At 46.9% G+C, this 22,993-nt stretch carries 21 protein-coding genes; 16 read left to right on the plus strand and 5 right to left on the minus strand.

Annotated features, from left to right (window positions below):
- Positions 1-175 precede the first annotated feature (175 nt).
- Together REC12_RS24435 and REC12_RS24440 are read left to right on the plus strand one after the other, a co-directional pair.
- Positions 176-3,130, plus strand: a complete 2,955-nt coding sequence (locus REC12_RS24435) for a PEP/pyruvate-binding domain-containing protein (protein ID WP_308898729.1) — start codon at positions 176-178, stop codon at positions 3,128-3,130.
- Positions 3,131-3,545: 415 nt separating this feature from the next.
- The gene (locus REC12_RS24440) at positions 3,546-5,591 is read left to right on the plus strand and encodes a sigma 54-interacting transcriptional regulator (protein WP_308898731.1); all 2,046 of its coding nucleotides are present in this window, start codon (positions 3,546-3,548) and stop codon (positions 5,589-5,591) included.
- 227 nt (positions 5,592-5,818) lie between these two features.
- Here the strand turns inward: REC12_RS24440 and REC12_RS24445 are convergent, their stop codons facing one another.
- Genes REC12_RS24445 through REC12_RS24455 form a run of 3 tightly spaced genes read right to left on the minus strand, consistent with a single transcriptional unit; the run spans position 5,819 to position 7,570 of the window.
- On the minus strand, positions 5,819-6,214 hold the full coding sequence (locus REC12_RS24445) for a PaaI family thioesterase (RefSeq protein WP_308898734.1): 396 nt from the start codon (positions 6,212-6,214) through the stop codon (positions 5,819-5,821).
- A gap of 52 nt (positions 6,215-6,266) precedes the next feature.
- Positions 6,267-6,446 carry a hypothetical protein gene (locus REC12_RS24450; RefSeq protein WP_308898735.1) on the minus strand — a complete coding sequence of 60 codons (180 nt, stop codon included), beginning with the start codon at positions 6,444-6,446 and terminating at the stop codon, positions 6,267-6,269.
- Positions 6,446-7,570 carry a sodium ion-translocating decarboxylase subunit beta gene (locus tag REC12_RS24455; protein ID WP_308898736.1) on the minus strand — a complete coding sequence of 375 codons (1,125 nt, stop codon included), beginning with the start codon at positions 7,568-7,570 and terminating at the stop codon, positions 6,446-6,448. Before REC12_RS24455 ends, REC12_RS24450 begins: the two co-directional genes overlap by 1 nt.
- Before the next feature lie 357 nt (positions 7,571-7,927).
- On the opposite strand from REC12_RS24455, the gene REC12_RS24460 reads away from it, so the two are divergent.
- From REC12_RS24460 to REC12_RS24505, 10 genes are all read left to right on the plus strand, one after another.
- The gene (locus tag REC12_RS24460) at positions 7,928-8,137 is read left to right on the plus strand and encodes a biotin/lipoyl-containing protein (RefSeq protein WP_308898738.1); all 210 of its coding nucleotides are present in this window, start codon (positions 7,928-7,930) and stop codon (positions 8,135-8,137) included.
- A 65-nt stretch (positions 8,138-8,202) separates the two neighbouring features.
- Positions 8,203-9,360: an acyl-CoA dehydrogenase family protein gene (locus tag REC12_RS24465; protein WP_308898740.1), complete on the plus strand. Its 1,158-nt coding sequence runs from the start codon at positions 8,203-8,205 to the stop codon at positions 9,358-9,360.
- A gap of 47 nt (positions 9,361-9,407) precedes the next feature.
- Positions 9,408-11,150: an acyl-CoA carboxylase subunit beta gene (locus tag REC12_RS24470; protein WP_308898742.1), complete on the plus strand. Its 1,743-nt coding sequence runs from the start codon at positions 9,408-9,410 to the stop codon at positions 11,148-11,150.
- A 124-nt stretch (positions 11,151-11,274) separates the two neighbouring features.
- On the plus strand, positions 11,275-12,093 hold the full coding sequence (locus tag REC12_RS24475; RefSeq protein WP_308898744.1) for a biotin--[acetyl-CoA-carboxylase] ligase: 819 nt from the start codon (positions 11,275-11,277) through the stop codon (positions 12,091-12,093).
- A 359-nt stretch (positions 12,094-12,452) separates the two neighbouring features.
- A complete protein-coding gene (locus REC12_RS24480) occupies positions 12,453-12,758 on the plus strand; it encodes a hypothetical protein (protein WP_308898745.1) in 306 nt (101 codons plus the stop codon).
- Between the two features lie 28 nt (positions 12,759-12,786).
- Complete coding sequence (locus tag REC12_RS24485; protein ID WP_308898747.1) at positions 12,787-13,026, plus strand: hypothetical protein; 240 nt, start codon at positions 12,787-12,789, stop codon at positions 13,024-13,026.
- 18 nt (positions 13,027-13,044) lie between these two features.
- Positions 13,045-14,160, plus strand: coding sequence for a CoA transferase subunit A (locus tag REC12_RS24490; RefSeq protein WP_308898749.1), 1,116 nt, complete (start codon positions 13,045-13,047; stop codon positions 14,158-14,160).
- Positions 14,161-14,175: 15 nt separating this feature from the next.
- A complete protein-coding gene (locus REC12_RS24495; protein ID WP_308898751.1) occupies positions 14,176-15,042 on the plus strand; it encodes a CoA-transferase subunit beta in 867 nt (288 codons plus the stop codon).
- 85 nt (positions 15,043-15,127) lie between these two features.
- On the plus strand, positions 15,128-16,537 hold the full coding sequence (locus REC12_RS24500) for a sodium:solute symporter family protein (protein WP_308898752.1): 1,410 nt from the start codon (positions 15,128-15,130) through the stop codon (positions 16,535-16,537).
- Positions 16,538-16,665: 128 nt separating this feature from the next.
- Complete coding sequence (locus REC12_RS24505; protein ID WP_308898753.1) at positions 16,666-17,649, plus strand: zinc dependent phospholipase C family protein; 984 nt, start codon at positions 16,666-16,668, stop codon at positions 17,647-17,649.
- Positions 17,650-17,751: 102 nt separating this feature from the next.
- Here the strand turns inward: REC12_RS24505 and REC12_RS24510 are convergent, their stop codons facing one another.
- Positions 17,752-17,928 (minus strand): hypothetical protein, encoded by a 177-nt coding sequence (locus REC12_RS24510; RefSeq protein ID WP_308898754.1) that lies wholly within the window; start codon positions 17,926-17,928, stop codon positions 17,752-17,754.
- A 93-nt stretch (positions 17,929-18,021) separates the two neighbouring features.
- On the opposite strand from REC12_RS24510, the gene REC12_RS24515 reads away from it, so the two are divergent.
- On the plus strand, positions 18,022-18,684 hold the full coding sequence (locus tag REC12_RS24515) for an HAD hydrolase-like protein (protein WP_308898756.1): 663 nt from the start codon (positions 18,022-18,024) through the stop codon (positions 18,682-18,684).
- A 51-nt stretch (positions 18,685-18,735) separates the two neighbouring features.
- Here the strand turns inward: REC12_RS24515 and REC12_RS24520 are convergent, their stop codons facing one another.
- Entirely contained in the window at positions 18,736-18,999 is a 264-nt protein-coding gene (locus REC12_RS24520; protein WP_308898757.1) for a hypothetical protein, read from the minus strand.
- 81 nt (positions 19,000-19,080) lie between these two features.
- Here REC12_RS24520 and REC12_RS24525 point away from each other — a divergent pair, with 81 nt between their 5' ends.
- The 3 genes from REC12_RS24525 (at position 19,081) to REC12_RS24535 (ending at position 22,987) form a co-directional block, all read left to right on the plus strand.
- Entirely contained in the window at positions 19,081-19,872 is a 792-nt protein-coding gene (locus REC12_RS24525) for a CPBP family intramembrane glutamic endopeptidase (protein ID WP_308898759.1), read from the plus strand.
- A 250-nt stretch (positions 19,873-20,122) separates the two neighbouring features.
- Positions 20,123-21,208: a hydrogenase small subunit gene (locus tag REC12_RS24530; protein ID WP_308898760.1), complete on the plus strand. Its 1,086-nt coding sequence runs from the start codon at positions 20,123-20,125 to the stop codon at positions 21,206-21,208.
- 66 nt (positions 21,209-21,274) lie between these two features.
- On the plus strand, positions 21,275-22,987 hold the full coding sequence (locus REC12_RS24535; protein WP_308898761.1) for a nickel-dependent hydrogenase large subunit: 1,713 nt from the start codon (positions 21,275-21,277) through the stop codon (positions 22,985-22,987).
- Positions 22,988-22,993 lie beyond the last annotated feature (6 nt).

The raw sequence follows: 22,993 nt of genomic DNA on the forward strand, positions 1-22,993 counted from the left end.
TTTGTGGGCGATGCTGCCTTCCTTATGGGTCTTTAGATTTTGGGGAAGAAAATAAACTTCGTTAATACTATCTGACTGCAGATCAGGGCAATTAGGCAGTCGCTTGCGCCAGAGGCTGCAAGAATGCTAATTCGTGCGAAGACAGTGTCGAGTGTAACTCTCGGGGGAGGATTATATGGAGACTTCGAATTTTCACAAAGCCCAATTCTCAGGCTTTCATGACTTGATGAAATTTCGTGTCAGGGAGATATTGCTGGTTTCCAGCCCCTATGACGCCTTTGTACTTGAGGAAGACGGCCGTTTATCCGAGAAAATTTTTGGGGAATACTTGGATATGAATCTTCAATTCGTCCCTCGTATCCACAGAGTTTCTTCGGCAGAGGAAGCATTTTCCGCAATGAGGGAAAGGACCTATGATTTAATTATTACTATGGCGAGAATTCGCGATATGAATCCTCAGGAATTTGGCAAACGAATTAAAGAAACTTACCCGGGGAAACCCGTTGTCATGCTTACTTACGATACTCTGAATAACGACTTGATTAAACAAATACGGGAAAGCAAAGCTATCGACAAGATATTCTACTGGTCCGGAAACAGTAAAATTCTTTTAGCTATCGTTAAGTATGTGGAAGATCTGGGAAATTTGGAGTCTGATTGCCGGGAGGGTGTTCAAGCCATTTTGGTGGTTGAAGATTCGATTTGGGCGTATTCTCAGTTTCTGCCTATTATCTATACGGAAATCATGAAACAGACAAGCTACCTCATTTCGAAGGGTATCAATAATCTGCATCGCTTATTGAGGATGCGGGCCCGGCCTAAAATATTACTGGCAGAGACGTATGAGGAGGCTGTGGAGATTTTTGAAAAATACCGACACAATTTGCTGGGCGTAATATCGGATATGGGCTATCCGAAAGACGGGCAGCTCAATGCGCTGGCAGGCCTGCTTCTGGCGAAAAAAATCAAGGAGGAAATTCCCTACCTGCCCTATCTGATCCAATCCAATGAACCTGAGGCTGAAGAAAGGATGCAGGAGATCGGGATCAATTTTCTCAATAAAAACTCGCCCAATATGCTTTTAGACCTGAGTACTTATATTATGGAGAACTATGGTTTTGGTGATTTCATCTTTAGAAATCAGGATGGAAGTATCATTGCCAGGGCATCTATTATTGATGAATTTGAGAAAACTCTGCGTGTCTTACCTGAAGAAAGCTTGATATATCATGCCAGCCGTTATGATTTTTCCAAATGGTTTAAGGCGCGAACAGAATTTGAATGCGCGGAACAAATCAGACGTGTGGATGTTTCCGATTTCCATAGCCCACAGGAGTTGAGGGATTATATCCTGCAAGTTATTCAAATGTATTTTAAGAGTATCCAGGAAGGTGTCATCACGGATTTCGGACAAACAAAAATAGATATGGACAATTCTTTGCAAAAATTGGGCAGCGGCTCTCTGGGCGGAAAAGGCAGGGGAATTGCCTTCTTTAACTCTCTGCTCTCTCAGACTGAAGTCTTTAAGAAATATAACAACATCAGGATCAAAACCCCCCAATCCTTTGTCATTTGCAGTGAGGTATTTGAGGAATTTCTGGAAAGAAACTCGTTGCAGGAAATGGCCATAGTTACAGAAGAGGAAGAAGCGATTGCTCAGAGGTTCCTGGACTCCGAACTCCCTCCCAAAATCAAAGATGAACTTCGTATCTTGATTAATAAAATAAACTATCCTTTAGCCGTGCGCTCATCAAGTATTCTGGAAGACTCTCAGATGATGCCTTTTGCCGGAATTTACAGCACTTATATGCTGCCCAATAACCATCAAGACCCCGAAATCCGCTTAAAGCAGCTCCTTGATGCCGTAAAGCTTGTGTACGCTTGCGTTTTTTATCAGTCTCCCAAGCGCTATGTTAAAAATGCGGATTTGCGCATCGAAGAGGAGAAAATGGCGATTTTGATTCAGCAGCTTGTCGGAGAAGCGCATGGAGAGATTTTTTACCCGGTAATATCCGGGGTAGCCCAATCCTATAACTTTTACCCGATCTCTTATATGCAGCCTGAACAGGGAATTGTCAGTTTGGCTTTAGGTTTTGGCAAGGCAGTGGTTGACGGCGAGCAAGTATACCGCTTTTCCCCGGCATATCCCAAGATGAATCCCGATTTAGCATCTGCGGACGATTTTTTGAAAAAGTCGCAGAATCAGTTTTATGGTTTACAGTTAGCGGATCACTCGCTCGGAATTTCCCAGGATACAGCTGGCACTTTGGGCTTATATCCTTTAGAGCGGGCGGAAAAAGATGGCACTTTGGGCTTTGTTGGCAGCACGTATTCCAGGGAAAATGGCACCATTCTGGACACTCTGCAAATTTCCGGCCCCCGAGTTGTCTCCTTTGCTCCGGTTTTAAAATTTGGCCTTTTTCCGCTGACCAATATTATCAAGGATCTGTTCGTTCTTGGCAAAAATGCCTTCAGTTCGGATATTGAAATTGAGTTTGCCATCAATATTCCGGTCAATCGCCAAAAGGAGATCGAATTTTATTTTCTCCAAATTCGGCCGTTGGTTTCCGGGAGGGAATTGCAAGACGTTAAGGTTCATGATTATCCACGCCAAGAAGTCATGTGCCAAAGCAGTCATGCCATTGGTAATGGAATTTTCGAGCCTATTTACGATATTATTTTCGTTGACCCGGACACCTTTGACCGCAGTAAAACGCGCATTATTGGTCAGGAAATTGGTGAATTGAATCAATTGCTGCATAATGAAACCCGCAACTGCCTTCTCTTGGGATTCGGGCGTCTGGGGTCCTCAGATCCCTGGCTGGGAATCCCTCTGACCTGGTCACAGATGTCCCAGGCGAAAGTGGTGGTTGAAGCATATCGAGAGACCCTTCAGGTAGAACCTTCCCTCGGCAGTCATTTTCATCACAACCTCATGTCGTTGCGAATGGGTTACTTTCATGTAGGGAAGGAGAATGAGTCCGAATTTATTGACTGGGCCTGGCTCAAGGAAGCGCCGGTTCTCAAGCAGACCGAATATGTCAGGCTGGTTCGCTTGGGAAAACCGTTGTCTGTGAAAATTGACGGCCGAAGCTGCCATGGAGTCATTCTCAAACCCAGTGAACACTGATATTCTATCTCTTATATCTCGCAAGATATACTTTCTCTACCGCTAAGGGATCGATAAAGGTAGGGCACTTGTTTGTCTCATTTTAATATGGGATAACTAAGTGTCCTGCCTTTTTTAGACAGTCAGAAAACGTCGTTGCATACTCAGGGACGCTTGGCCAATCCACACTAGGAGTATGCGCAATGAGCTGCAGTGCGGCGAAAAGCTCGTCCGCTTATCCTCATGGCCAGCGCATAAGTTATTAGTGCAATTAGCCGGCCAAGTTTCTTTAGGAGAATGAGCATTATGCCATAGTTATTAATATTCTTTATATTTAGATAAATTAGGAGGATTCCGGGGACGCAATACGAAATTAACAAATAAATCAGGTATTTTTAAGAGGTGGAATCTCGGCAATAAAGAGGTGGCATGGAGTATGAAGGTTGAAGAAATTATGATTGACCCAATTTGTATTCGGCCGGATCAAACGCTGATCGATATTGCGCTGAAACTATCCGAATTTGATGCTGAAGGGGTATTAGTCGCAGCACAAGGTGAGGTACTTGGAGTCATAGAACGCCGGCGGCTCACAGAGCCCGGAATACTCTTAAATCCGGAAATAACTGCGGCAGATATCATGCAGACGGATTTTCTGATCGTTAATTTGCAAGACAGTCTGCAAAGGGTCTGGGATTTTGGAGCGGGGGTATCGCCTGTCCTTAATCAGGAAGTACTCGTGGGGATGGTTACCCGCTGCGATGTAGGAATGACGATTTTTAGGGAAAAAGAACTTTGGGTTAAAACCTTTAATGCCGTCGCTAATTCCGTAACCAGTGGAATTATTGCTATCGACGCATCCGGCAAGATCACCGCCTTTAATAAAGCTGCGGAAAAGTTAACATGGCGCAAACAGACTGAAGCCCTAGGGGGTTTCTTGGGAGACATGATTATTCCGACAGGCCTTCTCGACGTTGTAAAAACAGGGTTGCCCCAATTTGATTTCCGCATTGAGGCCTTCAATAGAGCTTATATCAGCAATCGCACGCCGATAATGGAAGACGGAAACGTGGTAGGAGCTGTCGGAGTTTTTCAGGATATCTCGGAAATTGAGAGCGCCTTACATGAGTTGAAGGTTCTAAATGAATTAAACGCTGAATTGAACACCGTTCTGAATTCATCCTATGACGGAATATTGGTAACCGATGAGTTGGGGCGGGTCCTGCGGACAAATTCGGCCGCTTGCAGTCTTTGCTGTCTGGAAGAACAGGATATACTGCAACAGTTTATTGACGATGTTTTACAAATGCAGAGGCCTTCTCTTTGGAAGAGCATTCTCCGTGGGCGGAAAGCAGTAACGAAGGAAGTGAGTACCCGACACCTCCTTATCACTGGAAATCCGGTGTTTAAAGAAGATGGTACTTTACGGCGGGTAATCTTCAATTTACGGGATTTAAGTTTGCTTCATGAGCTGCGTGATGAGCTAAAAACCTCTCAAGAGCTTACGCACCAGTACTGTCAAGAATTGAACTCACTGCGCAAAGGTGGGAACATAATAGCCCATTCCCCCAAAATGTTGTCGGTTCTCGACTTAGCCAAACGTGTCGCCCCTGTCGATTCCTCCGTGTTTATCAGGGGAGAATCCGGAGTAGGCAAAGAGGTGATTGCCAAGTTCATTCATGAAAACAGCAAGCGTTCTTCCGGCCGCTTTATTCAAGTCAACTGTGCCGCGATTCCGGAAAATCTGTTGGAATCAGAACTATTCGGTTACGAAGGGGGAGCGTTTACAGGGTCCAGAAAAGAAGGAAAGCCGGGTCTGTTTGAATTAGCCAATCAAGGGACTTTGCTGCTTGATGAAATCGGGGACCTGCCCTTAATTCTGCAAAGCAAATTATTGCGCGTTATTCAAGAACGTGAATTTGTGCGTGTCGGAGGAACAAAGATCCGCAAAATAGACGTGCGGTTGATTTCGGCAACCCATCGGGATATTTCCGCGATGGTAGAGAAAGGATTATTTCGCGAAGATCTGTTTTTCCGGCTTCATGTAGTTCCTCTTTACATTCCATCCCTGCGTGAACGTCGAGAGGATATTTTGCCTTTAGTTCACAGTTTTCGAGATAGTGTGTATCAAAAATACGGTCTTGATAAAGACTTTGCTCCGGAAGTCCTGCAATGGTTTCTCTACGGGAAATGGCCGGGTAATGTTCGTCAGCTCCAAAATACTGTGGAACAATTAATTGTAACTTGCCCTGATTACAGAGTTACGGCAAACCAGTTGGCTCAAGAGCAGGAAAAGGATACTTCAGTTATCCATGTCAATTCAATCATGCCGCTCAAGGAAGCCGCTTGGGAAATGGAACGGCAAATTTTTAATTTAGCTTTAAAACAAACCCGAAATACCTATGATTTGGGAAAGTTATTGGGAGTCAATCAATCAACCGTTGTCCGTAAGCTTCAGCGTTTAGGTATTGCTGTGACTGATTAATGTCAATATGCATGAAATAATGCATAAGTGCATGGCAGCCTTTTTATTTATAACCTGTTTATAACCTGATTTACAGGCAGGTTCCAGGATCTCACTAAAGAGCATTACTTAAAGAATGCCTATTTGCATTGATTTAGAAAGTTGAATACATGTCCAGGCAATAAAAAAACCCACTGTACAGCGGGTTTTTTTATTGCCTGGACATGTATTGAGCATAATTCAGAGACTCAGCGCTTAAGTTGTGTAACCATGAACGTTGCCGTGCCAAAGGCCACCAGATTGCCCTCATCATCTTTGATTTCACTTTGTCCGACGATAATATTCCGTCCTTTCTGGATGACTTTCCCTTCAGCCCGAAGGGTTCCGGTGTTGGCCGGACGCAGGTAATTGATTTTCATTTCTACGGTTGAAGCTCCCACACCCGGATCTAACGCTTGATTTACCGCCACGGCAATAGAGCCGTCAATCAGCCCGGCAAGAGCTCCTCCGTGGACATTGCCATAGAATTGCTTCAGATTATCCTTGATTTCCATAATTACCTGGATTTTTCCCTCCTTCTCCACCGTGGACATCCCCATATGCCTCCAATAATTTCCGTTACTCAAATCTGCGATTCTGACCATCAGCTCCGACCTCCTCTTTACCAGATTATTTTTGCATAGTAAAGGTAAATTTTCAAGAATGAGGTTTATTAATGGGAGCTTTAGCAGTGTCGTTAGCTTCAGGGAGTCTAGTGCTGATAAAACCAAGACCTCTGATCAGAAAACTAATTCCCCAGAGCACAAAAAAACAAGCGACAAAATCAAAAAGGCTTAGAATGAGTGCTCCTGAAAGAGTATCTTGAATGATGGCCATTAAAACACCCCCAATAATGTCAGCATAATTCCGCCTGCTACCGCAGTTCCTAAAACACCCGCCAGATTTGGGCCCATGGCGTGCATTATTAAGTAATTGCGTTTGTTGTATTGTATCCCCACGGTATGAGATACCCTCGCCGCCATGGGAACAGCGGCTATACCGGCGGAACCAATCAAGGGATTAATTTTCCCTTTACTCATTTTACACATCAGTCTTGCCCATAAAACTCCGCTTGCCGAACCGGAACAAAAGGCAATCAGGCCAAGAGTTACAATTTTTAAGGTTTGAAAGTTGACGAAGTTTTCGGCACTCATCGTTGAGCCAATTGCAACGGCAATAAAAACTGTGATGATATCTAAAAATACTCCGCCTATGGTGGCCGAAACCCTATCCATAACCCCTGATTCCCGGATTAAGTTGCCCAGCATCAAACAGGAGATTAAAGGCGCAATGGGCGGTAATAAAACTAAAACGATCATGATCATCAGCACGGGAAAGATAATTTTTTCGCGTTTGGCAACAGGTTTCATCTTCTCCATAGCAATTTTTCGTTCTTCCGGAGGAACCAGCGCTTTCATAATGGGCGGCTGAATCAGGGGCAGCAAGGCCATATAGGAGTAGGCGGCAACCGCGATGGGTCCGAGCAAATGGGGCGCCAGTTTGGTTGCCACGTAGATAGCCATAGGCCCGTCCGCGCCTCCGATGATGCCTATGGCACCGGACTCAGCGATGCTGAAGCCTAAAAGTTTAGCGCCGATCAAAGCGATAAAGATGCCCAGATGGGCGGCAGCCCCAAGAATTATAGTGCTCGGGTTGGCGATTAAAGGCCCGAAATCCGTCATTGCCCCAACTCCCAGAAAGATTAGAGGAGGATAAATAACGGCAGTTATGCCTTGATAATTAAAATGCAAAAGTCCGCCGGGCCCCATTAAACCTGTGCCAGGAATGTTTACCAGCATGCATCCGACCCCCAGGGGAACCAGCAGAAAGGGTTCGTATTTTTTGACAATCCCAAACCATATGAATAAGATTCCCAAAAGCAACATGACAATATAAGCCGGAGTAAAATGAGCGAGGCCTGTTCCTTGCCCCATTGCCTTGAGCATGCTCAGAATTTCCATAACTCGTCTCCTTTCGAAATATTTGCAAGACTATCAAAGGAAGCTCGCTCTTTAAAACCTTTTTCACCCCTCCTTTTGTACTGTCCGAAAGTATAACCTTGTTAAATAGATCAGTATTTGTCGCCGGGACTAAAGTAACATTAGCATTCTGCCTGAATAAGCTAAGCAAGTTTTGTGCCAAGATTCAGAAAACTCCCTTGCTTAAGAGTTATCATTAATAAAAAACCAAAGGTTTGCAATGATCTGGCATATTATTTGCATAATTTCGATAGTTAGCGTGCCCTTTTTCAAGCTGAGAAGTAAGTGAGGTGAAAAGGTTAACGCCACACCAAATTAATGTGAGGAGGGATTGGACAAATGGCAAATTTAGATAGTCCTATCGCCGGTAAAATTCTCGAGATCAATATTAAAGTAGGTCAACAAGTTACGGAGGATGATGAACTTTTCATTATTGAGGCTATGAAGATGGAAAATCCAGTTTATGGCGACGCCGGGACTGTGCGCGAGATCATGGTTAAGGTTGGGGATCGTGTACAGGAAGGAGATGTGTTAGTGGTCATTGAGTAATAAAGTCAAATAGCCCTCAATCTTATGCCTTGGGGCGCTTCGGAATGATGGGGAGGGGAGAATTTATGGATTTTAGTTTAGCGGATGAGCAAAGAATGGTTCAGGAGATGGCACGGGATTTTGCCGAAAAGGAAATTGCTCCTTATGTGGAAGAGGATGAAGAAAACCATTACTATCGCCGGGAGATTCTGACTAAAATGGGTGAATTGGGCCTGTTAGGCTGGAGTATACCGGAAGAGTACGGCGGTAACGGCATGGGTTGGCTGGAAGCGGTCACGGCCCTCTATGAAATATCTAAAGTGCATACTTCCTGGAGGCTCAGTGTCAGCGGCAATTGTTGGGGACCGGCGCTGACCATCAATGAATGGGGTACGGAAGAACAAAAGCAAAAGTATATTCCCGGCCTGGTAAGTGGCAAACACGTCGGCAGTTTTGCTATGACCGAGGCTGATACAGGCTCTGATGTAGCCGGCATGAAAACCTTTGCCGAGGATAAAGGTGACCACTTCCTGGTCAATGGTTCTAAGATGTGGATATCAGGAGGGCACACTTGCGATGTGGGACTGCTCTATGTCGTCACTGAAAAAGGCGCGGGTGCCAAGGGGCTGTCCTGCTTAATCGTTGATTACAATCATACTCCAGGCGTTACCAGAATTCCGATCTTGAAAAAAGTAGGTATGTGGCCTGCTCCGACCTCGGAACTGGTTTTTGAAAACGCCGTGATTCCGAAAGAAAACCTCTTAGGGCCTGTCAATAAGGGTTTTCCAATCTGTATGTGGATGTTAAATAACACTCGCATGGGGTGTGCAATCGGTGCGGCGGCACTTTCAGCGGCCTGTCTGGAGGGAGCGGTCCAGTATGCCCAGGAACGCACCCAATTCGGCCGGCAAATTGGTCAATATCAGATGATTCAGCAGCAGATTGCGGAAATGAAACTTGAGGATGAGGCCGCTAAATATCTGGTTTATCATGCCGCTTGGCTTAAAGAGAAGAAACTGCCCAGCCAGCAAGCGACTTCCCTGGCCAAGCTGTTCAGTTGTAATGCAGCGGTACATGCCGCCAATGTGGCTATGAAGCTTTACGGTTCCTATGGTTATTCGACAGAATATCCTTGCGGCAGGTGGCTGCGTGATGCCAAACAGTTTGAGACTCTGGAAGGGACTTCCAATATCCATATGCAGATTATAGCGAAAATTGAACTTGGCTATCAGCCAAACCGCTAGGATGGCTGGGGAGATCCGGCTGTTGCCGCCTAAAAGGAGGATTGGAAATGGGAGACTACGGATATGCGATGCACCCTTATTTTAAGGAAATGCCCGGTATTGGCAAACCATTAGCCCGGGTTGCCCAACAAAATATTGAGGACATTAAAAACGTGGAAGCAGAGATCGCTAAAGAGGTTGAACGCGTTAAAAATTCGGGTAAGTCCACGGAAGCATTGAACCAAAAAGGAGAAATGAGCGCATGGCAGCGCCTTGAGTATTTGGTAGATCCGGGCACTTGGTGTCCCTTGCATACCATTTATGACCCCGCCCATAACGAAGAAAGGAATACCGGAGTTATCGACGGATTAGGCAAAATAGCCGGTAAATGGACGGTGATCATAGCTTCGAACAATAAAGTGATGGCCGGTGCCTGGCTTGCCGGGCAGGCTGACAATATACTGCGGGTGACGGATATAGCTAAGCGGCTGCGCCTGCCCTTAGTGTGGGTGCTTAACTGCAGCGGCGCCAAGTTAATGGAACAGGAAGAGCTTTATGCCAACCGGAGGGGAAACGGTACTCCCTTTTTCCGGCATGCTGAGCTGCAAAAACTGGGAATACCGATTATCGTGGGCATCTATGGCACGAACCCGGCCGGGGGTGGTTATCACTCCATAAGCCCTACGGTTCTGATCGCTCACAAAAATGCCAATATGGCTGTTGGCGGCGGCGGCATCGTCGGCGGCATGAACCCCAAAGGATATGTCGATGACGAGGCGGCCGCAAGTTTAATTGAAGAAACCCGTAAATTTAAGGCGACTCCTCCCGGCAGAGTGGAAATTCATCATTATGGAACCGGTTTTATGCGGGATGTCTGCGACACAGAAGAAGAAGTTCTGGACGATATTAAAAAATACGTTAAGGATCTACCCGCTTACGCTCCGGCATTTTTTAGAGTTGCCGAGCCTGCTGAACCGAAATTTCCGGCTTCGGATCTCTACAGTTTAGTGCCCTTTAATCAGAAAAGAGTTTACCCCATGCCGGAAGTACTGGCCAGACTCTTTGACAACAGTGAACATATGGAATTCAAACCTGACTACGGTCCTGAAGTGTATTGCGGATTGGCTAAAATTGACGGCTTCTTATGCGGGTTTATTGCCAACAATCAGGGGATATTGGGCAAGGGTTATCCGAACTACGCCGACTATCAGGGAATCGGCGGTAAGTTATACCGGGAAGGGCTCATCAAAATGAGCGAGTTCGTAACCTTCTGCGGTCGGGACCGGCTTCCCCTCATTTGGCTGCAAGACACTACCGGCATTGATGTTGGGGACACCGCTGAGAAGGCCGAGATGCTGGGATTGGGCATGTCTTTAATTTATTCTATAGAACAATCCGATCTCCCGATGATGGGAATTATTTTGCGGAAAGGTACGGCAGCGGCTCATTATGTGTTAGGTGGTCCGCAAGCCAATAATAATAACGTTTTCACTCTTGGTACCGCCACTACGGAAGTTTACGTGATGCATGGCGAAACAGCGGCAGCGGCATCTTATGCCAGGCGTTTGGTCAAAGATAAGGACGAAGGCAAATCCTTAGAGCCGACGATGCAGAAGATGAATGATATGATTAAGGATTACTACGCTAAGTCCAGACCGGCCTATTGTGCTCAAAAGGGCTGGGTTGATGAAATTGTGGATCTTGAGAAGCTGCGCAAATACTGTGAAGCTTTTGTAGGGTCCTATTATCAGAATCCGGCTTCTATTTGCGCCGTGCATCAAATGCTGACGCCAAGAGTTATCAGAGGATAGTTATTAGGATAGTTATTAGGACTTAGTCCAGGGAGAGAAGCAGGAAAGGTTTTTTCAATATTCGGATTAGCATTTTGCCCCGGGTTTTTAAAACAAGATTTTTGGACAAGAGGGGAGAGCGGGGGTGTTGGACATTAAATTTGACGTTGGCGTTGAAGCCGCTTCACGGTACAAACATCTAAGATTCTTAGGAAATGATCTGCTCCTGTATCGTGAAGTATCCTCTACGAATACCATCGCCCAGCTTATAGCGCGTTCAGGAGCCGGGGAAGGCACGATCGTTTTGAGCGGCCTGCAAACCTCCGGCAGAGGCAGGATGAAACGCCGCTGGGCATGTCCGGCAGGGCAGGGAATCTTAATGTCTATGGTTTTAAGACCTGAGATCGACGTTCAACTCGTTCCTCAGCTTACCCTTCTGTGCGGAGTTGTAGTAGCGGAAGCAATCCGCCAAACAACGGGATGTGAAGTGGGAATCAAATGGCCCAACGACATTGTTATAGATGGCAAAAAAATCTGCGGGATTCTCGCGCAAAGCAGTTTTTCCAGTGGTCTGCCCCAGTACGTTATCATGGGCGTGGGAATTAATGTCAACCAGACTTACGATCAACTTCCCCGGGAGTGCAGGGACACGAGCACATCACTCAAGTTGGAACTCGGCCAAAAGGTTTCCCGTCAAAGAGTCCTGGAGAAGTTTATTAGGCTTTGGGATGAGCATTATGAGGGTTTTTTAAAAGGGGGGCATTCATTTCTTAAGCCGATGTGGTTAGCTAACAATGTCACTCTAGGGCGTGAAGTGAGCATTACCGGAGAAAGTGAGCTCAGGCAGGGTTTGGCTGTTGATATCAGCGCCAAAGGCGGGCTTATTGTGAGTTTTTCCGACGGATCAGAGAAGGAATTTTTGGCAGACGATCTAAGTTTAGGCAGCTCCTATTATGGCCGCTAGCCGAGAACATGCCTCATTGAGATAATGCCTGAATGCATTTAACCATGCATTTAGGCATTACGGGAACCAAAGCCAATAGACTAGCTCTTCTGACAATAGTGTTCTTAAGGAAAATGCAGATTTGCATTTTGCACCACTAAAAAAGCCGCAAAGAGTTAGTCCAACTGTTGATTTCAGAAAATTTGAATATGTCAATCAATTGGCATGGGAATTGCACTTCTAAAAAGTAGAATTGCCAAGACAAAGGAGGTGATAACTTAACTCTAACTCTAATGGATTTGTATTTAAAGGAAAAAAATTATGGCCATAAATGAATTAGAAAATGGTATTGGATATTAGGAAACGGTGAGGTGAATCCGATGGAAAATACGTCAATCGTCGCTGAGAAATTAGTCTCCAATTTTCAACAAATCATGCCAAGAGTTTGGTGTGACAATTCTCTTTTAAGTGGTCTGGAAGAAGTGCGGGGAAATTTGGAGCAAATCATGAACACAGCGCCAAAGAGCCGGGAAATTTTAGGCCAATTGGGTGAAGTTCCGGCTCATTTGGAAGCTCTGCAAAAAGAATGGGATCACAAAAGTGAAGTTTTGCAAAACTTCATGGCAGCGCTGACTCTGGTGTTAAAACAATTTCGTGAAGAGCGTCAACAATTGGTTGGCAAATAACAAAGTAAAAAGGAAAAGAGAGGGAACTATGCTGAGGCTTTATTGGGAAAACATACCCTTGCTGGCCGTGCTTGAACAACATCTCAGACAATGGGGGGATGTCGCCAGGATCAATAAGCGGACACTTCGCCTCATTCCCGCAGATTTGCAGATTCCGCCCATTTATATTGATCAGAATGGTTCAATTGACGTGCCGGTTTCCGGACTTGATCTGTTCGAGCGAGAGGATTGTATCGAAAGATTGGAACAATGGCTTGGAATGAGCTGATTTTAGGAGGGGACCATATTGACTGATTGGAAGTCAAAAGTGATGTCGGCCCAAGAGGCGGTCCAGCGCTTTATACCGCCGGGAACACATATTGCCTTTGGCGGCTTTACCATTCTGCGCAGGCCGATGGCTATTGCCCGTGAAATCCTTCGTCAAGGAGTAGGGGAGCTCTATCTGACGATGAATGGCGGAACTTTGTGTGAAGAGATGCTTGCGGGAGCGGGTTTAGTAAAATGGCTGGAAAGCACCTACTTAGGCTTAGAAGGCGGTATGCCCGTCGCCTATGGAATGCGCAAAGCTATCGAAGAAGGCGAAATAGAACTGCTCGAAGATTATACCAATTGGAGTTTTGCCCTGCGCACGGTAGCCGGCCGGTACGGATTGCCCTTTATGCCTTGTTTAGGGGATATAGGAAGTGACTTGGTCAATTATGACGTATTTGGCAAGGCCGGACTGAGAGGAAAAAATGAACAGGGCGAATGGATTCATCCGGGAATTCCTCCCCATAAATATGCGATCTTAGACGATCCCTTCGAGGGCTGGGGGCTCAGACCTCATAAATTCCGCAGTGGAGAAGACACCTGCGGCAACAAGACAAATAGCTATCGCCAGGGCGGCGTGGCCTCCAGCAACTATACAGGAAAAGCGGGAGTTAAGGTTGCTTTAGTACCGCCTATTTTGCCGGAGGTCTGTGTGGTACATGCACAACGTGTGGCGCTGGATGGGACAGTGCGTTTTGAGGGTCTCGTGGGGCCGGATATTGATCAATCATTGTGCGGCCGGATCTTAATCGTGGAATGTGAGCGGATTTGCCCGCCTGAAGAGCTGCGTCACAGCCCGGAGAAAAATCAGATCGCTGCTCACGCCGTTCATGCTATCGTGGAAGCCCCCTTCGGCTGCTATCCCTCCGCAGTTCCCAATTATTATGATTATGATTACGGCTGGTTTAAACATTATGTCAAGGAAGTCAACCATAAATCAAGGTCGGAAGTCAAAGCCTATTGGTCGGAAACAGTTGGTTCAACCAAGGATGATTGGGATTATCTGCTTCGGGTTGTGGGCTTGGATAAGCTCTTTTCCTTAAGAGCCGATCCGCAATATCACTATAATCCAACCATCGAACGCTTTAAGTAAGGAGGTGAAGAAAAAATGAGCATTGACCAATCTTATCTGGAGTATCTGGACCGCACGGGCTTAAAAGCTGAGGAATGTACTCAAATGGAGCTGCTTGCGGTTGCCACCAAAAGGGAGATTCCCAACGGAGCGTTTATTTTTGTGGGAACCGGGCTGCCCTTGCTTGCGGGCATGTTGGCCCAACATACCGCCGCGCCGGACATGACCATGATCCTTGAAGCGGGGACCGTGGGACCGACGATTAAACATTTGCCTGTGTCCGTAGCGGATACACGTGCAGCTTATCAGGCCTCGGTGTTGTCTACGGTTGCCGACGCTTTTGGAACAATTGCCTGCCGCGGCTTCTGTACCTTAGGGTTGCTGGGAGCCGCCGAGTGTGATATGTATGGAAACTTAAATTCCAGCGCCGTAGGCGGATATTGGCCCGCAGGCGTTTCCGGGCAGGGACGAGGACCGGCAACTCGCTTGACAGGGAGTGGCGGAGCCAATAGTATTGCTTCCCTGGCGGATAAAATTATCGTTTCGATGGTACACGAGAAGCGTCGTATGGTCGAAAGAGTGGAATATTTAACATCGCCTTGCGGAATGCGCGGTCCTCAAGGTGAGACGCGCTTTGATTACGGCCTGTTTCGCGGCGGGGATTTGGTGGTGATCAGTGACTTGGGAATCCTGCGCCCGAATCCGGAAACGGGTATTTTGGAATTGGATATGTATTATCCCGGTGTGAGTCCGGAATTTATCCGGGAAAATACAGGTTGGTCTCTCAAGATTGAGCAGGCCCGGGAAATGGAGCCTCCGACATTTGAGGAACTCCGGATTCTGCGAACGCTGGTAGATCCTGATCGTCTGTTCCTTGGACGTAAAAGTAAACGCAAAACCTAAGGCCACAACTATTTCCTGTCATTTATTATAGGATCTCTATCCCATTTTGGCGGTGCCTAAATTAAGAAGGTAGGAGGAACAAAGTATGCATCTTACGACAGTTCATATTATCTTCGTTATGTTGGCAGTGATTTTTGTCATAGGTGTCGGTGTTTATTCTGGAACACGTGTGAAGAGCGCCGAGGATTTTGCCGGAGGAGGCAGAGCTTCGGCCCCGCTTGTTGCGGGTATCATCATGGGGACTCTGGTGGGCGGATCATCGACGGTTGGTACGGCTCAGCTTGCTTTTCAATTCGGAATATCCGCTTGGTGGTTTACTTTAGGTGCGGGGATTGGCTGTTTGGTGCTGGGACTTTTTTTGGCAAAGCCTTTGCGCGAGTCGGGAAAAGAAACTATCCCCCAATTTTTGGTCGAGACTTATGGCCCGAATTCCGGACCGATAACGACTGTTTTCAGTTCCATAGGAATTTTCCTTAATGTTGTTGCTCAAATTCTGGCCGCCGATGCTTTATTAACTTCCATGTTTGGGCTTAGTCCGATAACCGGGTCTATTATAGCCATAATCTTAGTTGTCTTATATGTATTTTTCGGCGGCAATGCTGGTTCAGGAATGACAGGGGTTGCCAAGCTGGTGCTGCTCTACTTATCTTTGATCGTTGTGGGGGTTTTGGCCTATAGCATGGCGGGAGGAGCAGCGGGCATAACAAGCCACTTCCCGGCTTTCCCAACCTTTAGCTTATTTGGACGTGGCTTTGCGGTTGACTTTGCAGCCGGTTTTTCCCTGGTTGTTGGCGTCATATCGACGCAAACCTATTTCGGAGCCTTATTTGCCGGTAAAGATGCAGCCACCGCGCGGCGTGGGGCACTGATTTCCGCAATTTTAATTCCCCCTACCGGAATAGCGGGAATATTAGTAGGTTTGTATATGAAAATGAACTTTCCCAAGATGAATGCTGCCGAGGCTTTACCGACCTTTGTTATCAACTATCTGCCTCCGTGGTTCAGCGGCATTGTTTTAGGGACCCTTTTAATCGCCGTGGTGGGAACAGGAGCAGGTTTAGTTCTGGGAATCAGCACGATGTTAACTAAGGATGTCTATAAACGATTCATCTCGCCCCAAGCGAGTGACCGGACTATCCTGTTTGTTTCCAGAGGCCTTTTGGTTGTCGTTGCAGCCATAAATCTCTTATTTGTGACCGGAAACTTGAAGTCTTTGATTTTACAGTGGTCTTTCCTGTCCATGGGACTCAGAGGATGTACCGTATGTATGCCCCTCTTAGGAGCTATTTTCTTTAAAAATAAAGTGAGTTACAAAGCCGGTTTAATCGCCCTTGTGATCGGTCCTGCTTCCTGCTTGCTTTGGAAACTGCTGAATCCTAAGGGTATGGACCCGCTGTATGCCGGATTACTGGCCAGCATTATCTGTCTGGTCATTGGTTCCCTCATCTTTCCGGCTAAGAAAACCCCGCTTTTGGAGAAAGGGCTTAAAGGGTGATTTAGAGTTTGTTGGGGAAATGAAGGTATAGCCTAACGACGCTAGTTTCAGGTAGGGTGTAGTCAAAGAAAGAGCAGGAGATTCCTTCCTTAATATAGAATAGATTCAAAGCAGTGAGGAGGGAGTTTGTGCCGAAGGAATTGACTCATTGGCATATAGCCGGTGCGGCTGTGCAAAAGGGAATTCCCGCTCAGCTTGGAAAAATGATTGTGAGCAATCCGGCTCTTTTTTATCTGGGGGCCATAGCGCATGATATCGCTTTCTATGACTTGTCTCAGCCTCCGGAAGCGAGGATTGAGCGAATCTCCAACCAGCTTCATGGCGTTGACGGAGAAAATACGTTGCTGCCCCTTATTGCCATGATGGAAAAAGCTCTTTGCCGGAACGAGGCGGAAGCGCTATTGGCCTTTTTGCTGGGTATGCTGACTCATTTTGTGGCGGACAGCACCTTTCATCCGATGGTTTACTATATGAGCGGAAATTATTTTGCCAATTCTGCCGCAGAACGGGAGAAGGCCGTATTTCGGCATCGGCTGTTAGAAACCGCTATTGATCTTTGGCTGGAGACCGTTGATCCCCTTGAATATCCTTCGGATTTAATCCACCTTTGGCGGGAGGCGGGGGAAGCCGGACGACAGGCCTTGCGGCTCTTGGTGGAGCACTATACTTATAATGGGGACAAGAGCGTTCCCGCGCATTTTAAAATTGCCTGGCGGAATCACCGGTTTTTGCAGACAGCTTTTCGTTGGTCAACACCCCGGCTAATCTTAACTCTTTACCGGCGTTTCGGAAATCCGGCGGCTGAGAAAGAGGAGGCTCTGTTTTATCCTCAGCGCTTTGATTTAGCGTTTTTTGATTCGGCTCTGCACTGGCTTCATCCCGTGACGGGAGAAGCTTATGAGATGAGCTTAGGGCAATTATTTGACGGAGCTGTGGAGAAGGTGGCTTCTTTGTTCCATGATTTGGGTTTGGTCTCAAGAGATGCCTGGCCTGATCTCCTGCGCAGCTATTCCCCCCTGTCCCTGGACAGCGGTCTGCCCTATGTTTCTGTGAAGCAGATGACCTTCTTTCGGCCGGACCCCATTGAAGAGCCCTTGCGCAAAGGCTTATAGGGAAGTTGTTCAGGCTAAGTTTCAAAATTAAAACTCCGAGAAGTGCTCGGAGTTTTAATTTTTTCTGGCAAACTGTTGTTAAGTTAGGTATAGTTAAAGTTATTAATTCGTCATATCCATTTCGTCGTTTTCGCCTAAATCTGAGCAGCACCTATTTCCTCGTGAGACGATGGCATAACCATACTGTTCGGATTTTCGTCCTAAGAAAAAGGCTGCAATGAGACTAAGCAAAAAAAACAAGCCGTGAGAATGGTAGTGTTGCCGTTGCTGATAAAACATGCTAATCCTCCTTTCTTACGTATTAGATTTGCCTGTTTAATGGAAAATCATCCGGGTAATATAAGGAAAAATTAAATGGAGGGACTGTCTGTCATGCGTTATGAACTGTTGCTTTGGGATCTGGATGGGACGTTAACCGATCCTAAAGCAGGTATTACTCGTTCCGTGCAATATGCACTGCAAAAGCTTGGTTTGCCCTTTCCCCACGAAGACGCTCTGGAATGGGTTATCGGACCGCCTTTAAAAGAAAGCTTCAAACTCCTGCTGCACACAAATGACGACGCCTTGCTTGATCAGGCGGTAGGTTTTTATCGGGAGCGTTATCGGGACATCGGCATGTATGAAAATATCGTTTATCCCGGAATTCCGAAATTGTTGGCCCGGCTCCAGGAAAAGGGCTGTCAGAATTTCCTGGCAACCTCCAAACCCAGAATCTTTGCGGAAAAAATTCTGCAACACTTTTCTTTGGCCGGCTGTTTCAGTGTTGTGATGGGAAGCGAGCTGAACGGCAACTTCGTGGAAAAGGACGATTTAATCCGGGAGGTTTTAAAACAGGTGCCGGCACGGCTGCTGTCCCGAACAGTCATGATCGGGGATAGGCGCTACGATGTTCAAGGGGCCAGAGCCAATAACCTTAAAGTTATTTCCGTCGGCTATGGTTACGGGACGAGGGAGGAACTGCAAGCGGCTGCTCCTGATTATTTTGTCTCCAGCGTTGAGGAATTGGCGAGGTTACTTTTAAACACAAACGAGTGATACCTAACTTTTGAGAATTCTTTTTTAAGCCTCAGAAGTCTTTAAGAGTGGTTATTCTCTAATTTCGCAGTCCTGGGTATGGTTTATCGGGTATCGTACTGCGGCATCAAAGTAGACAAAGCTTTCATCTTTTTCTTGCCTGACCATGCCTACGATACCCTCGTCGTTCGTTGTCTCCAGATAGTTCTGGACAAAATGCTGATAAGCGCGTTCCTCCCAGGGGTCGAGAAAGTCGGCGACAGTATTTAAATAACTCTCGATGGGAATTTTAAAATAACGATGATAGACTTGGAGTGTCGTTTCTGTTGAATGCATGTAAATTCCTCCTTAAGGGCTAGTTTGAGAAAATCTTTAAGAAACTATGTGCCTGGTATAGTGGGAAGAAGGAGAGTGAGTATGGACGAAGAAACCGAGTCAAATATTAAGGAAAAAATCAATCCGGACACGGATAAAAAAAACAATTTGGACGTTAATGAGAGAACAAATCCAAGTATATCCTGGTTTGAGCCTCCCCAACGAAGACTGAATTGGGTTGATCTGGTGGCCGTTTTGGGCGGAATTGTCGGCATCTATTTAATTCTGGCCTTAGGCACTATCTGGCTGATGAAGCGGTGGCCTAATGAACAGGTGCTGCTGTACTTAAATGCCTTTTTAACCCAGCTTTCATTTGCTCTTCTGATCTGGTTTCTTAAGACCGTACGGCGTTGGCAGTGGCCGGATTTCGGCTGGAGGACCGTATCCCTGCGCAGAGCCCTGCCCAAAATCTTAGGTATCTATGGAGTCACCTGGATTGTCAATATTAGTTATGCCCTCTTTCTCTACCAGCATGGGATGTCCCCGCCGGCGACGGACGTTTATACAAAGCTTCTGGGACAATCATCAGGGCTCACTTTGCTGCTGAATCTGCTTTTGGCGGGTGTTCTGGCACCTGTGATTGAAGAAACTTTATTTCGAGGTCTTATTTTTGGGAGCTTGCGGGCTTATTGCGGCAAATGGACAGCCACGGTAATCAGTGCCGCCATCTTTTCGGGTCTGCATTTTCAAGCTTACGGATTTTTACCGCGCTTTATTTTGGGAATTGCCTTAGTCTATCTTTTTGACAAGTACAAATCCCTATATCCTTCGGTTGCTCTTCACTCTTTAAACAACATAGTTGCTACCTTGCTGGCTTCAAAGCTGGCAGGCTGATGCCGGGTCAGTATAAGGGCCTTGAACACTTCTTCCGAAGGTTCGAGGCCCTCAGTGTTTGTTAAGTTAATGTATTTCACTCAATGAATGCAGGTCAATATTCAGAAAGAAGTTTTCAGCTCAGCCTTGTGCTGGGCTAATTATTTTGCAGGCTGAAAAAGGGCAGGGAATAATTTGAAATTATTGACAAAGACTAAAAGTAAATCACGATCATGAGATGGGACGGTCTTCTGGCCGGGGGAGGGAGAGTATGTCTAGACCTGAAAGTTACTATCAATGGGCTCGCCGCAAAGGAATATCGAGGAGAGACTTTCTCAAATTCTGTACTCTGATGGGGGGAATGCTGGGATTAGATGTTGCCGAGTTTCCGAAAATCGTTCAGGCTTTGCAGTCTAAGCCACGTTTGCCTGTGATCTATCTTAGCTTGCAGGAATGCACCTGTTGTGCAGAATCTTTCCTGCGTTCCGCCCATCCCTTGGTAGCGGATCTGATATTCAATATGATTTCCCTGGATTACATGGAAGTTCTTCAAGCCGCCGCCGGCAAACAAGCCGAAGACGCTCGTCTGAAAACCATGAAGGATTATCCGGGCGGGTATGTCCTGGTTGTGGAGGGAAGCGCCACTTTAGGGAATGGCGGGGTTTATTGCACGATCGGAGGCGTAGCGGCAACGGAACTTTTAAAGCAAACTGCCGCCGGGGCCGCCGCGGTGATTGCTTATGGGTCTTGTGCCACAAACGCTTGTGTTCAAGGGGCCTACCCTAATCCCACCCAAGCAGTTCCGGTTCGCAATGTCGTTAAAAATAAGCCGATTATTGATGTTCCGGGCTGTCCGCCCATTGCCGAGGTGATCACCGGGACCATCGTTCATTATCTCACCTATGGAACCATACCGGAGCTGACGAATCAAGGCAGGCCTAAGGCCTTTTATCAGCATCGCGTGCACGACAATTGTGTGCGCAGGGCTTTTTTCGATGCGGGTCAGTTTGTGGAGTCCTTCGATGATGACGGAGCCAAACAAGGCTGGTGTCTCTACAAAATGGGCTGTAAAGGCCCGACGACTTATAACGCTTGTGCGATCACGGAATGGAATGACGGCGTGAGCTATCCGATTAAATCAGGTCATCCTTGTATCGGCTGTTCAGAAAATAACTTTTTTGACAACACGCCCTTTTACACCCATCTGGCCAAAATTCCCAACAACGCCATCGGCTACGACGTGGATAAGGTTGGAGCGGGCGTGCTCGGCGTAGCGGGAATTGCGGTTGCGGCCCACGCCGGAATGACCGCCGTAGTAAAGCACAAAGAAGCGCAGGATAAAAAAGATGAAAAGTAAAGATAAAGAGAAAGATAAGAGGAGATTAAGGGAGAGTAACGTGTTCTTTGGGAAAGGAAGCAAGCTATGACAACAAGAATCGTTGTTGACCCCATTACCCGAATTGAAGGGCATTTGCGCATTGAAGCAGTGGTTGAAGGGAACCGGATTACAGATGCTGTCAGTGCCGGTACAATTTTTCGCGGCATTGAAAAAATTGTTGAAAACAGAGATCCGCGGGATGTGTGGGCCTTTGTGCAAAGAATCTGCGGCGTGTGTACGCATATTCATGCCTTGGCATCGATTCGGGCCGTGGAGGATGCTTTGGATATACGAATTCCCAAAAACGCCAATTTGATCCGCAATATTATGACGGCTACCCAGTATGTCCAGGATCATGTCATTCATTTTTACCATTTGCACGGTTTCGACTGGATTGATGTTTTAAGCGCACTGAAAGCTGATCCGGTTCAAGCGAGTGCCCTCGCCCGCTCAATTTCTAATTGGCCGAATTCTTCGCAAGGTTATTTCCAAGATGTGCAAAACAAGGTCAAAACCATTGTAGAAAGCGGCCAACTGGGGATTTTCGCCAATGCCTACTGGGGTCACTCGGCTTACCGGCTTCCCCCGGAAGCGAACTTAGTTGGGGTTGCCCACTACCTTGAAGCTCTAATGTGGCAAAAAGAAATTGCCAAGATTCATACGATATTTGGCGGCAAAAACCCGCACCCGAATTATTTGGTCGGAGGCATGGCCAGCACCCTGAACATGAATGACAATGATGTCGTCAATATGGAGCGTTTGAATTTAGTAAAAACCAAGATTGATGAGGCACAGGTTTTCGTTGATCAGGTCCTGATTCCGGATATCTTCGCTATTGCCGGTTTTTACAAACAGGATCTCTATGGCGGAGGCGGCGCGAACTATCTGGCTTACGGCGGAATTCCCACGGTGGATATCCGCGAGCCCGATAGCTTCCTCTTCCCGGGAGGGGTTGTTTTAGACCGGAATTTAAGCAAGGTTCAGGACGTTGATCTCAAAGACCCCAAACAAATTCAGGAATTTGTCCCCCATTCCTGGTATCACTATGATGATCCCAAGGCGGGGCTGCACCCCTGGCAGGGAAAAACGGAAGCCTTGTATGACGGACCTCTGCCCCCTTACAACAATCTTGACGAGAAAAAAGGGTACAGCTGGATTAAAACCCCTCGCTGGCAGGGCCGGCCCATGGAAGTAGGGCCCTTAGCCCGTTTTGTTGTGGCTTATGCCCGGGGAAACAAAGAGATTAAAGGGTTGGTGGACGACGCACTCCGCCGTCTGAATCTGCCGGTCAGCGCCCTTTATTCGACTCTGGGGCGTACTTTGGCCAGAGCGTTGGAGGCCAAATACTTGGTAGACCATCTGGCCGGTTTTTATCAGGATTTAGTAGCCAATATTAAGGCGGGAGACAGCCAGACATTTAACGGCGAAAAATGGGAGCCGGAGAAATGGCCCGCCCAAACGCAAGGCGTCGGTTTTGCCGAAGCTCCCCGGGGCGCTTTAGGTCACTGGATTAAAATAAACCAAGGCAAAGTAAGCGGTTATCAGGCGGTGGTTCCGACAACCTGGAATGCCTCCCCCAGAGATGAGTCCGGTCAAAAAGGACCTTACGAATCTTCGCTGCTGGATACACCTATCGCCCGCGAAGATCAGCCCTTGGAGCTGTTGCGAACCATCCACTCCTTCGATCCCTGTCTGGCTTGTGCCACTCATTTAATAACCCCTCAGGGGAATGAAATTCTAAAAGTCAGAGTGCTTTAAAGGGGG

It is taken from the genome of Candidatus Desulfosporosinus nitrosoreducens, assembly GCF_030954495.1.
In the GTDB taxonomy this organism is placed as follows: Bacteria; Bacillota; Desulfitobacteriia; order Desulfitobacteriales; family Desulfitobacteriaceae; genus Desulfosporosinus; species Desulfosporosinus nitrosoreducens.